Source organism: Gardnerella sp. DNF01159, from assembly GCF_049244215.1.
GTDB classification, from domain to species: Bacteria; Actinomycetota; Actinomycetes; order Actinomycetales; family Bifidobacteriaceae; genus Bifidobacterium; species Bifidobacterium swidsinskii.
Genome location: NZ_CP058387.1, coordinates 455,436 through 467,675 on the forward strand (window position 1 = coordinate 455,436; position 12,240 = coordinate 467,675).

The 12,240-nt window shown below is 41.4% G+C and carries 10 protein-coding genes; 6 read left to right on the top strand and 4 right to left on the bottom strand.

What is annotated here, in order from left to right:
- Positions 1-35 precede the first annotated feature (35 nt).
- The 4 genes from HXT39_RS01625 to HXT39_RS01640 all read left to right on the top strand — a co-directional run bounded on the left by HXT39_RS01625 (position 36) and on the right by HXT39_RS01640 (position 6,199).
- A complete protein-coding gene (locus tag HXT39_RS01625; RefSeq protein WP_199172877.1) occupies positions 36-1,466 on the top strand; it encodes an ABC transporter substrate-binding protein in 1,431 nt (476 codons plus the stop codon).
- 182 nt (positions 1,467-1,648) lie between these two features.
- Entirely contained in the window at positions 1,649-2,416 is a 768-nt protein-coding gene (locus HXT39_RS01630) for a type III pantothenate kinase (protein ID WP_103013829.1), read from the top strand.
- 184 nt (positions 2,417-2,600) lie between these two features.
- Entirely contained in the window at positions 2,601-2,921 is a 321-nt protein-coding gene (locus HXT39_RS01635; protein ID WP_116994653.1) for a hypothetical protein, read from the top strand.
- Between the two features lie 194 nt (positions 2,922-3,115).
- On the top strand, positions 3,116-6,199 hold the full coding sequence (locus HXT39_RS01640; protein ID WP_233186342.1) for a DUF285 domain-containing protein: 3,084 nt from the start codon (positions 3,116-3,118) through the stop codon (positions 6,197-6,199).
- 30 nt (positions 6,200-6,229) lie between these two features.
- On the opposite strand, the gene HXT39_RS01645 is transcribed toward HXT39_RS01640, so the two are convergent.
- The 4 genes from HXT39_RS01645 to pdxS all read right to left on the bottom strand — a co-directional run bounded on the left by HXT39_RS01645 (position 6,230) and on the right by pdxS (position 8,771).
- Positions 6,230-6,508 carry a type II toxin-antitoxin system YafQ family toxin gene (locus HXT39_RS01645; RefSeq protein WP_004108415.1) on the bottom strand — a complete coding sequence of 93 codons (279 nt, stop codon included), beginning with the start codon at positions 6,506-6,508 and terminating at the stop codon, positions 6,230-6,232.
- A gap of 2 nt (positions 6,509-6,510) precedes the next feature.
- A complete protein-coding gene (locus HXT39_RS01650; protein WP_102703194.1) occupies positions 6,511-6,849 on the bottom strand; it encodes a type II toxin-antitoxin system RelB/DinJ family antitoxin in 339 nt (112 codons plus the stop codon).
- A 492-nt stretch (positions 6,850-7,341) separates the two neighbouring features.
- A complete protein-coding gene (gene pdxT / locus HXT39_RS01655; RefSeq protein ID WP_180963725.1) occupies positions 7,342-7,941 on the bottom strand; it encodes a pyridoxal 5'-phosphate synthase glutaminase subunit PdxT in 600 nt (199 codons plus the stop codon).
- A complete protein-coding gene (pdxS, locus tag HXT39_RS01660) occupies positions 7,938-8,771 on the bottom strand; it encodes a pyridoxal 5'-phosphate synthase lyase subunit PdxS (RefSeq protein WP_233186350.1) in 834 nt (277 codons plus the stop codon). Before pdxS ends, pdxT begins: the two co-directional genes overlap by 4 nt.
- A gap of 542 nt (positions 8,772-9,313) precedes the next feature.
- On the opposite strand from pdxS, the gene HXT39_RS01665 reads away from it, so the two are divergent.
- Together HXT39_RS01665 and HXT39_RS01670 are read left to right on the top strand one after the other, a co-directional pair.
- Positions 9,314-11,005, top strand: a complete 1,692-nt coding sequence (locus tag HXT39_RS01665; RefSeq protein ID WP_103013830.1) for an ABC transporter substrate-binding protein — start codon at positions 9,314-9,316, stop codon at positions 11,003-11,005.
- Between the two features lie 234 nt (positions 11,006-11,239).
- The gene (locus HXT39_RS01670) at positions 11,240-12,205 is read left to right on the top strand and encodes an ABC transporter permease (RefSeq protein WP_102703191.1); all 966 of its coding nucleotides are present in this window, start codon (positions 11,240-11,242) and stop codon (positions 12,203-12,205) included.
- Positions 12,206-12,240: the final 35 nt, after the last annotated feature.

Sequence of the window (12,240 nt, forward strand, 5' to 3'; positions counted from 1 at the left end):
CGTTGAGTAACATAAAGTAACGGATGGCAAATCTTATGTCTGCATTTGCAAGAATTTTGCAACAACGCAATCATTTTGGACGCTTGCTTTTTTCGATACTTTGTGTTTTTTCTTTGCTGTTTTCTTGCGGATGCGGAACTAAAGATTCTAGAACTCAAATTAGTGTTTGGTCTTGGGAACCAAGCATGAAACGACTTGCTGAAGAATTTGAACTACATAATCCGGATGTTCACGTAACTGTAAAGGATACTAGCGGATATAGCAATCTTAATAGTGCTATTCAAGATGGCTATGGTATGCCAGATGTTGTTCAATTAGAATATTTTGCTCTTCCGCAATATGCGGTAAGTGGACAGCTTTTAGATATTACTGATCGTGTGAAAAATACTCGCACATTCTATACTCCTGGAACATGGTCTTCTGTGCAACTTGGTGGACGTGTTTACGGTTTGCCAATGGATTCTGGCCCAATGGCTTGGTTTTATAATGATGACGTGTTTAAGCAGGCTGGTGTAGATGCCACAAAAATACACACTTGGGAAGATTACCGTCACGCTGCTCGTAAGCTTAAAGATATCGGTGTGTATATTGCATCAGACTCAGGTGACGCAAGTTTTTATAACGCTATGATTTGGCTTGCAGGTGGACACCCGTTTATGACTTCTCATGATGGGAAAACAGTTACTGTTAGATTGAGCAAAGATAAGGGTACTGAAGAGTTTACAAAGTTCTGGCAATCAATGATTGATGAAGGATTGATTGACATTAGAACTAGAACTTGGAGTCAACGTTGGAAGAACGGTGTTGGAGCTGGCAAGATTGCTTCTGTTTTCTCAGGAGCCTGGATGCCGTCTTTGCTGCTGGAAAATGTGCCTGGAACTGCAGGATTATGGAAGGTAACGAATGTGCCAACTATGCACGGAGAAAAGCGTAATGCAGAAATGGGCGGTTCTTCGTTATCTGTGCTTAAATCGAGTCGTAAGCCTGAAGCAGCAATGCGATTTGTGAATTTTGTATGCCATGATATGCATGGAATTCGTACTCGTGTCAATGGTGGAGCGTTTCCTGCAGATGTTGTTACGCTTAGAGATAAGTCATTTTTAGATAGAGCTACTATTCGTGATTCACGAGGTATTGATATACCCTATTTTGGCGGTCAGAAGTTTAATCGTGTATTTGCAGATGCCGCTAATCGCGTGGATACGGGATATAGGTATTTGCCTTTTGAAGTGTATTCGCGAAGTGATTTTAGAGCAACTATGGGTCAAGCATATGACTGGAGTGTTAAATCTTTAGCTAGATTAAACGTGCAAGCCATGATTGATGCTGGTGTTACTCAAGATGATGGAAGTAGATTGTGGCTTCCAGATGATCCTGGTAAGCGAATTTCTTTAAAAGATGGTCTTTTATTGTGGGAAAAAGATCTTCAAGAATATGGTTACAATCAAGGATTTGTAGTTAGATAATTTCGTAACTTATTACAATTAAGTGATTTCGTAAAAGCAGCTTAATTTTGCGTAAAAGTAAGATTATTAACAAAAGTAGTATAAATACAATAGGATAGTATACATACACATACAATACGTGCGCACGTGATTGCAGATTAACTTAATTAATCCGTAAATGCCAATATAGGAAGTAGGCACACATGTTATTAGCAGTAGACATTGGTAATACGAATATTGTGCTGGGTTTTTTGGAAAATAACCGAATTGTTGGCACTTATCGTATGACAACAAAGTCTAATCATACATCAGACGAGTATGGCATTATGATTGCGCAATTTTTGCATTTAAGCGGATTTACAATAAACGATGTTGAAGATGTTATCGTTGCTTCTGTTGTGCCGAAAGTTATGCATTCATTCCGCGCTAGTATTATCAAATTTCTTCATATTGATCCTATGATTGTAGGACCTGGTGTTAAAACCGGTATGAATATTCGTATTGATGAGCCGAGAACTCTTGGCGCGGATTGTTTAGCTGATTGCGTTGGTGCGTTTAGTGAGTATGAAGGATCTGTACTAGTTATTGATTTTGGTACGGCAACAACTTACAACTATATAGATAAAAGTGGTGCTATTACTTGCGGACTTATTTGCACAGGTATTCGTACTGCGGCTGCGGCACTTTGGGATAACACGGCTCAGCTTCCAGAAGTGGAAATAGCTAGACCGCAGTCTGTTCTTGCGAAATCTACTAAACTCGCAATGCAAGCTGGATTATATTACAGCTTCTTGGGTGGAATTGAGCGTACAATTGCACAGTTTAAAACTGAAATAGACGAGCCATTTAAGGTAGTTGCTACTGGTGGCTTGGGTAGATTGTTTGAAAAAGACGTGAAAACGATTGACTTTTACGATCCTGACTTGATTTTCAAAGGTATGGCTGAAATTTATAAGCGCAACCTGCGGTAGCGCGACTTTGGTGCAATAGGTTGTTATATAAATTTGTTATATTATTCTTTCGGGTTTAGGCGTATAATGGTGGATGGTTGTGTGTAAAGATTGCGTTCGCCGGTGAACCGTCTTGGGTATGTATTCGTTTTGCATACTGTTTATGCGCTGGCTGTGGATTCGTTCACATTTGAGAGGAAGTTTGATGATGAGTAGTAGGAAACATCGTATTCTTTCAGCAATTGGTGCCGTTTCATGCGTAGTTTCTATGATTTTAAGCGTAACTGTGTTGCCTGCGATAGCTTATGCCAACGTAACGAAGAATCCATTGTTTGCTGCTGTTTTGGCTGCTGCTGCCGAGAATAATAGGGGTCAAAATAAGTCGGGTGAAGGGGGATCTGGTAAAGAAGTTAAAGGGGATAAGGCTAAAGAGGTAGATAAAAAAGAAGGTAAGAGAAATGATGGGGCAGCTAATGGGGCAGCTAATGGGGAAACTGGTAATGAATCTAATGGGGGGGGGCTGTAGATAACAGCAATGCTGGCAAAGATGCCAGTAAAGATGCTGTAAAATCTGGTAAATCTGACAAAAATGCTGACAAAGCTTCTAAAAAAGATAGCAAAGACGCTAACAAAGCTAAGGGCAAAGATCGCAGCACTAGTGATGGTGAGAAATTAAGCCTAGAAGAAGTTAAAAAGCTTCCTGCTTGCGTGGCTAATGCCATGGTAACTTCAGGTGAAACAATCGATACTCTTTCAATCGAGCCTCCATCCGGTGCAGACAAGTGTGCCGTTAGTGCTGATCATCACGGTGATGAGTTTGGTGAAATTATAAATGAAATAAAAAAACTTTCTCCTACAGAAGGATCGCTTGGTTTTTACAGAGGCAGAGTATATGCGTACGGGCATTTGTCAAAGAATGGTGTGGGTCTTTTTTCAGGGAAAAATATTAGTAACATTGATAGCATAAACAATTTCGATATAAGTTATGTTACAGATATGTCCTACCTATTTAAGGATTCCTCATTAACTGATTTTAGTTTTTTGAGCGGTTGGGATGTGAGCAAGGTTACGAATATGCAAAGCATGTTTGAGGGGTGCACTGGTTTAGAAGATATTAGCGGTTTGGCTAATTGGAATGTTGGCAGTGTTACGAACATGAAGAGCATGTTCGAGGGGTGCACGTTTTTAGATGATATTAGTGGTTTGAGCGGTTGGGCAAGGAAAGCTAGCAAGGATAGCCAGACTGGCAAGACTATCGCGGCTAGAAATGTTAGCAATGTTACGGACATGAGCAATATGTTCGAGGGGTGCACGAGCTTGAAATCGCTTAAAGGGTTGGAAGATTGGGATGTGAGCAATGTTAGAAGTATGTCTGGAATGTTCGCGTCTATTATTAAGAACCAAAATCAACATGATGCTTTGAATCCAGTAGACGGGTATGCAGGTGAGATGGCGATTGATTCGGTTAAACCTTTAAGTAAGTGGAATGTTGGCAATGTTATGAACATGAACAGAATGTTTGAGGGTTGCGCCAGCATAACAGATTTTACTGGTTTGGAAGGTTGGGATACGAAAAGCGTTGTGGCAATGATCGGTATGTTCGAATACTGCAAGGGTATTAGTTCGCTTGGATTTTTGAAAAAGTGGACTGTAAAGAACGTTGAATATATGATGGCAATGTTTGCGCTGTGCGACAAGATTAAAAATACTGAGGGCCTAGAAAATTGGAATGTTAGTAACGTTAAAAAAATGGATGACATGTTTGCAGGATGCTCTAGCCTCGATAGTATCAGTGGATTATCTAATTGGAATACAAGCGGTAAGAGCAGTACAAGCAAATTAACTAGCACGTATAGAATGTTCTATAACTGCAGTTTTCTTTCTGATCTTCAACCTTTGAGCGGTTGGAATGTTGGCAGTGTTACTGACATGCATGACATGTTTAACAATTGCGGCAGTCTTACTGGTCTTGAACCTTTGAGTGGTTGGGATGTTGGCAGTGTTAAGAACATGAACAGCATGTTCATCGGTTGTAATGGTTTAACTAGTCTTGAGTCTTTGAGTAAGTGGTTGAATGATAAGAGCAGTGTCACGGACATGAGTAGCATGTTCAGCGGTTGTAATAGCTTGAGTGACCTTAAAGGTCTAGAAAAGTGGAATGTTAGTAATGTTAAGAACATGAGCAGCATGTTCAGTGGTTGCGCTACGGATATCTACGGTTCTGGAGATGATCCTAATCCTATTGGTATAAAAGGATTGGCTGATATAAGTGCATTAAGTGATTGGAATGTTCGCAGTGTCACGGACATGAGTAGCATGTTCAGAGATTGTACTAACTTGAGTAACCTTAAAAGTCTAGAAAAGTGGAATGTTGGCAGTGTTAAGAACATGAGCGGCATGTTCAGCCATGAGGTTAGCGGTTCTGATTTTGATAAGCTGACTGATATAAGTGGATTGAGTAAGTGGAATGTTAGCAATGTTGAGGACATGTCTAGCATGTTTGCATATTGCAAAAAACTTACTGGCGCTGCAGATTTAAGCAAGTGGAATATTTCAAAAGTTACGAATCTTAGTTCAATGTTTTCCAATGCAGGAGCAGAAAGCGGCGACAGTCTTATATTAGATTTCAGCGATAAGGCTTTTACAAAATTGGATACACCTGTATACACGGATGACGAAGGGAAGCAGCGTTACTTTTCTGTTGATAGTATGTTCAGTGGTTTTAAAGGCACGCTGATTGCGAATAACTTGAAGTCTAGTGGTTTTGAGAATAATCCTGATGATGATCCTATCGCAAATTTTGCTAGTGGTTACATATTCTCCCTCGATGAGAATGGTCACAGCAATAATATAGTCGTAACTAATAATGTTACGATTTTAGATACAATTTCAAACGATGATGATCTTAAAAAGATTGCATACTACATTCCTGTTAAAGCCAAGCTGATGGAGCCTGGAGATATAAAAAATGACAATATGACATGTGATTGCAATAGAGATTCGGGTGGTACTACTTATACTTACTATGTTCCTGCACTGTATAATTCGAGTAATTTAGAGAAGAAACAGGATGAAAAATCGCAGGATTATGCGTACAGAATTGTAAAAAATAGTTTCGCTTCAAAGTTGCGGTACGCTATAGATTCTCAATCGGGCAAAGGTACTAGTACTGAGGAACCAGGTGGAGATGAACCTGATTCTGGCTCGCGTAGTGCAAAGTTGAAATCGCGTGTAGGGAAATCGCGATCCGCAAGAGAATCGCGATCTGTAAGTGATGGCAGTGATGAAGAAAGCGGAGAACCTGGAGGTACCGAGGAACAGGGTAGTACTTATAAGATCTGGTTTAAGAAGCCAGCCAGAACAGGAACTAACTGCGACTGGACAGAACTTAGCGAAGGTGCAGATGTTGCTGCGTCTGATAATCAAAAGTCGCCTTTAGTGTTCTTCACTACAATGTACTATTTGGAGACCTTTGTTCAGCCAGTGCCTTTGCCTCATACCGGCGGCCAGTCGGCTATTATGTTCACGTTCTTGTCTATTGGACTGTTCTCAATGTTCGCAGTTGCTGGGGCATTTGGTCGTCATGGATGGGTTGCGTCTGTGCTCTCTGGCACTGCTTTGACTGGGTTTGCGAAGGCTTTTGGCGGCGGCGCGCTCGATATTGCGTCTGGCTTTAAGCACTGCTTCGCGCATTCTGTTGTAAGTGGTTCTATGCTTAAACCTGCTGTAAGTGCAGCAACCGGCTTCTTTGCTCGGTTCCGAAGTGACGATTCCACCTTCGGCAAGCACACTAAACAGCGCTAAATCGCAGCGCTCAAGCAGGTCGGAGTGCGCTTACTCATTGAATACATCGGAGTGCGTTCCCGTGCGAGATGCTGTTAGAACAAGCTCGTTTTCCTTAATTATGTAAATCAATAGCCAGTCTGATTTTACATGGCATTCACGGAAGCCTAAATATTTTCCTTTAAGAGGATGATCTTGGTACGTTTCGTCAAGAATCTCTTCGTTGCGCAACTTCTCAAGTAGTATATTAACAAGATGTGTATCGTATCCGCGCTTTCTGATTCTCTTCATGTCTTTTTTAAACTGTGAAGTGTATGTCAAAGTAAGCATAATTAATCTTCCTTAAAAACGTCGTCCATCATCTCGGATACTGAGTTATAGCGTTTTGCTGGAACTTTTCCGGATAGAATATCATTTGCTTCCTTAAACGCGGCGATTGTTTCTTTATTGTATTTTGGCTGTTTTAAGTCGAATGGGAGTCCTTCTACCATAAGTGATTTGTGTAAGAACATGTTTATTGCTTCGCTAAGAGTTATGCCGAAGCTGGCGAATAATTCTTCTGCCTGCGCTTTAACATCCTTGGTGACGCGCACGTTGATGCTTGCGGTTTTCGCTGCGGTTTTTGTTGCTGCTGGGGTTGCTGTTGCTGTTGTAGTTGCGCTGATTGCCATAATATGCTCCTTGATTTTATACTTATAATTTTTGCTTCTATAAGCGCGTTAGTTTTCTTGACTCGTTAATTTTGTTTAATTTTGATTTGTTTTTCTAGCTTTTCTAGCTTTTTGTGATATTCAGCTATCAACTTTTATTACATTCTACAATGTGTTGCACTGTTTTACAATATTATATAAACGTTTTACTTTGTATTACGATTGCATTACGTTTACCGCATGTATACGTTTACTATGTAAATTACATAAAATTCAAAGTTTTTGACGTCCGCGTTAAAAACTTTGTTGCTATTGCAGATTGCGTTCTGCGTGAGTAACGTATAATGCCAATTTTTAGTTACTAGCGCAGTATGCGTTCTGCGTTAGTGTCTGATTTTACCGGTCTTCGGGCACTGGTGCAGATTGAGCACTGCGCGAGTGTCTGTAATCAAAAAGCCTCCGCAGATATTGCTACTGCGAAGGCTTTTTGTATCGGTGCGCTTACGAATCAGATTACAAATCCAGGAAAAGCTGGTGGATTCGCGTATCGTCGTCAAGCTCCGGGTGGAAGGATGTGCCGATTTGCTTTCCTTGGCACGCGGCGACAACATGACCATCTACAGTTGCAAGAGCTTTGGCATTAGAGCCTACTTCTGCAATGTAAGGTGCGCGAATAAACGTCATCGGCACATTGCCTAGCTCACCAAACTCAGCCTCGCAATGGAAGCTTCCGAGCTGACGTCCGTAAGCATTGCGCTTAACTGTTACGTCTAAAGTGCCAAAACCGTTTACTTCGTCACCTTCCATGTTTTTCGCAAGCAAAATCAAACCTGCGCAAGTGCCAAGAACAGGCATTCCTCCTGCAATGCGCTCACGCAAAGGTTCGAGCATATTTTGCTCACGAAGAAGCTTAGCTTGCACAGTGCTTTCGCCGCCCGGAAGTACTAAGCGGTCAAAAGACTGCTCCAAGTCGCGCGCTTGACGGAGTTCAATAACGTGTGCGCCTAATTTTTCAAGCATTAAGCGATGTTCAAGAAAAGCACCTTGAACAGCTAAAACTGCTACAGTATGAGCGGAGTTATCAGTATTGGTAGGTGAGTTTGACAAAATCACTCGCCTCGCTCAGCCATTAAAAGCTTGATTTCCTGCTCGTTAATGCCAACCATAGCTTCGCCCAAGTTTTCAGAAAGCTTAGCAATCATCTTGGCATCCTTGTAATTAGTTACAGCTTTAACGATTGCTGCAGCACGCTTTGCTGGGTCTCCAGACTTAAAGATACCGGAGCCAACGAATACGCCTTCGGCACCAAGCTGCATCATTAAAGCAGCGTCGGCTGGGGTAGCAACGCCGCCGGCTGCGAAGTTAACAACAGGGAGCTTTCCGTTTTGTGCAACATACTTTACGAGTTCGAAAGGCACGCGCAAATTCTTAGCTTCCTCAAAAAGCTCATCCTCGCGCATGCTTGTAAGCTTACGAATTGCGGAATTCATCATGCGCATGTGACGCACAGCCTGAATCACGTCTCCAGTTCCAGGCTCGCCCTTAGTGCGAATCATGGAAGCACCTTCGTTAATTCGGCGCAAAGCTTCGCCCAAATCCTTAGCACCGCAAACGAAAGGCACAGCAAAATCGCGCTTATTGATGTGATACACGTCGTCGGCTGGAGAAAGCACTTCGCTTTCGTCGATGTAGTCGATCTCGATAGCCTCAAGTACTTGTGCTTCAACAAAGTGACCGATACGGCATTTTGCCATAACAGGAATAGACACAGCCTCTTGAATGCCGTGAATCATAGCCGGGTCGCTCATACGAGAAACGCCGCCTGCTGCACGAATATCGGCAGGAATACGCTCCAAAGCCATAACTGCGCATGCGCCAGAATCTTCAGCAATTAGCGCCTGCTCTGGGGTGGTGACGTCCATAATCACGCCACCCTTAAGCATTTGTGCCAGTTGACGGTTCAATGCTGTACGGTCTTCGCCGCTTTTGTTTTGCGGATCCGAGGATTCGTTCACAGTTACCGTAGTATTCAAGTTCTCAGCCATCATTCCTCGCTTTAGCTTTAACATATGAGCTTTAACATATGAGATACGTGTATGCATCTTAATATTTCGTGAATTTGCGCGCTTCTACGCTGTAATCTTATGTCGATTATTGCGTACGTTTGCAAGTTTACGTTCTGTTGGAATTTAACCACATTCGTAGGATATATCTCATATGTATTGGTATAAAAATATTACAAAAATATACAAAATATGATTTGATTTTTTGGACGCGCCATAGGTGAGACTGGCTTGTCAATCGACTACGATTAGTAATGCAGTCGACTTGTATTTGGGTTTATGTGGTATGCAAATAGTTATGTTTGCAAATGTGCATTTCCAATAAAGCGGCGAGCTATAAGACAAAAATAAATAAAGAATAAATAAAAAATAAATAATAACAAATAAATAATGTTTATATGCCATTAAGAAAGGTTTATGGTATGTCTAACAGCAAACCTGAGGAAAGCGTGCACGAAGAAAACGGCGCGACTGAAAAATTCTCCGGTAAAACTAACGATGAAGCTAACAAAAGCACTTCTTTCGCTGCGAGCACTGACTCTTCGCTGAATGAAGCTGAAAAATATGCTTATTCAGGCTCGAAACGCAAAATGGGCAAGATATGGCTATTTGGCTTAGCTATTGTTTTGGTAGTAGTGTTTAGTGCAATTTTTGCAACTCTTACTACATCTAATAAACCAAATAAATCAAACTCAGTATCGGAAATTTCGAACAAAACTATATCTATAGGTCTAAAGCTAGCTCCTACGAATCTTGATATCCGTAACCAATCAGGTTCATCGCTTGACCAGTTGCTTATTGGCAATGTGTATGAAGGCTTAGTTGCTCGCAATGCTACTAATCAGGTAGTTCCTTCGTTAGCTCAAAGCTGGGAAGTAAGTAAAGATGGTTTGCGTTACACATTCCACATGCGTAAGGGTGCTGTATTTTCTAACGGCAATAAGCTTACTGCGCATGATGCAGAATGGTCGTTTAACGAGCTTATTGCTAAAAAATATCGCGGCTCTAACATGGTTGGAAAAGTTGAGTCTGCTAAAGCAAAAGATGATTACACGTTTGAAATCACTCTTAAAGAGCCAAATGCTAAGCTTTTGTGGGCACTTTGCAGTCGTTCAGGTTTAGTTTTTGATAAAAACGCAAAGTATGATGCAAAAACTCAAGCAGTCGGTTCTGGACCGTATTTAATTGACAAATTTGTGCCAAATGATCGCGTTGTTTTAAAAGCGAATCCGCGTTATAAAGGCATTCATCGTGCGCAAACTAATAAGATAGTAATTCGCTATTTTGTTGACGATAACGCAGCAGTTGACGCACTTTCTTCCGGTTCTGTGCAAGCGTTGGCTCCTATTTCTGGTCAACTTGCTAAGCCTTTTAAAGATGATTCCAAGCGTTACGATGTAAGTGCAGGTAATGGCACAGATAAATTTGTTCTAGCGATGAATATGAAAGGCGAACGTACTAAAGATAAGCGCGTGCGCAAAGCTATTCGTTACGCGATTGATCACAAGCAAATTATTGCATCTCGTGGCGGAACGGATTTAGCTCTTGGCGGTCCAATTCCTTCTCTTGACCCTGGTTATGAGGATTTAATTAAGCTGTATCCGCATGATTTGCAGCGCGCTAAGGAGTTAATGAAGGAAGTCGGATTTGACGAATCGCATCCTATGGATTTGACGCTTACTTATCCGAATATTTACGGCACGCAAATTGGCGATCAGCTGCGCTCGCAATTGAAGCCTATTGGAATCAATTTGAAAGTTAATATTGTTGAGTTTACTACTTGGCTTCAAGATGTTTATAAGAATAAGCAGTATGATTTGTCGATGGTTGATCACAATGAGAGTCACGATTTTGGGCAGTGGGCGGATCCTACGTATTACTACGGTTACGACAATAAGCAGGTCCAGGATTTGTATGCTAAAGCTATGCTCTGTGCGAATCCTAAAGAGTCAAATAAATTGCTTGCTCAAGCTGCGCGAATTATTAGCGAGGATGCTCCTGCTGATTGGCTGTTTAACTATCGCGTTGTAACTGCGAAAGTGAAGAATCTTGAAGGAATGCCTTTTGACATGAATCAAGAGATTTTACCGCTATACAACCTGCGACTTAGTTGATTTTTATTTGCTAGTCGCCATCTAGTTTCTAATGTAGAAATGAAACTGCGCGCGTGTCCGAAAACCACTAATCAGAGACACTCGCGCAGTATGTAATCTGTGTGAGTGTCCCAAAATGGGCAAAATAAGACACTAACGCAGAAATGAAACTGCACTAGTGCTTTGACTGAGTCTAAAATTATTGGAATTTCAGAATCCTTCAATGCGAAAACTCACTAAGAAAGGAGGCATTTTATGTTTCGTATGATTTGCTACAGAGTATTGCTGTTTCTTCTTGCTTTACTTGGCATTTCTGTAGTTATTTTCATATCGTTACGTGTACTTCCAGGCGATGTTGCGCAAGTTATGGCCGGCTTAAACGCTCCTCGCGGAAAAGTAGAGGAGCTTAGAGCAGAACTTGGTATTAATAAACCACTTTTTACGCAGTATGTTGACTGGATTTGTGGTGTTTTCCGCGGTGACTTTGGTGTGTCTATGTTGACTGGTCGTTCTGTAAGTTCAACTATTGCGATGCGTGCTTCTATTACTTTTCCGCTGATTCTTTTGGGTCTGTTTATTGCTTTAGTAGTTGGTATTTCACTTGGATGTTTGCAAATTACTCATGAAGGCAAACTTCCACAGGCAATTATGCGCTTTTTGGCTATTACAGCAGGCTCTGTTCCAGCATTATGGGGTTGCATGCTACTTATTTTGCTATTAGGACGCGGTATTGGCGTGTTCAGCTTGCTGCCAACTCAAGGTTTTCCTACAGATGGCTGGAGCGAATTTCCTGAAGCTTTTGCGTCTCTTCTTATTCCGGCTCTTACAGTCGGACTTATTGTTGGCTCTAGTTTTATGCGTTACACTGCTGCAACTGTTGAAAATATTGTTAAAAGTGAAGTAGCTTCTCAAGCTATGGCTTGCGGAATGACTCGCAAACAAGTTGTGTGGCGTGTTGGTTTGCGGCTTGCTTTTCCTCAACTCGTATCTGTTATTGGTTTAACTTTCGCTCATATGGTTATGGGTGTGATGGTTATTGAAAACCTGTTTTCCTTACCTGGTATTGGTACGGGAATGGTTCGAGATGTTGGTTTGCGCGATCTAATTGCAGTGCAAGGTGAGCTTTTTATGCTTGCTGCGCTGTTCTTACTAATCGGCTTTGTAGTTGACATTACGCACCGACTACTTGATCCTAGGTTATCTAAAGATAGTTTGAATTAATTTCCTATTGTTGAATCTAACATGCGAATAAGGTG

Bases quoted from the DNA above. Each gene is read 5' to 3' on its own strand.
- HXT39_RS01625 (WP_199172877.1), top strand. From the start codon at position 36: ATGTCTGCATTTGCAAGAATTTTGCAACAACGCAATCATTTTGGACGC.
- HXT39_RS01630 (WP_103013829.1), top strand. From the start codon at position 1,649: ATGTTATTAGCAGTAGACATTGGTAATACGAATATTGTGCTGGGTTTT.
- HXT39_RS01635 (WP_116994653.1), top strand. From the start codon at position 2,601: ATGATGAGTAGTAGGAAACATCGTATTCTTTCAGCAATTGGTGCCGTT.
- HXT39_RS01640 (WP_233186342.1), top strand. From the start codon at position 3,116: ATGGTAACTTCAGGTGAAACAATCGATACTCTTTCAATCGAGCCTCCA.
- HXT39_RS01645 (WP_004108415.1), bottom strand. From the start codon at position 6,508: ATGCTTACTTTGACATACACTTCACAGTTTAAAAAAGACATGAAGAGA.
- HXT39_RS01650 (WP_102703194.1), bottom strand. From the start codon at position 6,849: ATGGCAATCAGCGCAACTACAACAGCAACAGCAACCCCAGCAGCAACA.
- pdxS (WP_233186350.1), bottom strand. From the start codon at position 8,771: ATGCTTAAGGGTGGCGTGATTATGGACGTCACCACCCCAGAGCAGGCG.
- HXT39_RS01665 (WP_103013830.1), top strand. From the start codon at position 9,314: ATGTCTAACAGCAAACCTGAGGAAAGCGTGCACGAAGAAAACGGCGCG.
- HXT39_RS01670 (WP_102703191.1), top strand. From the start codon at position 11,240: ATGTTTCGTATGATTTGCTACAGAGTATTGCTGTTTCTTCTTGCTTTA.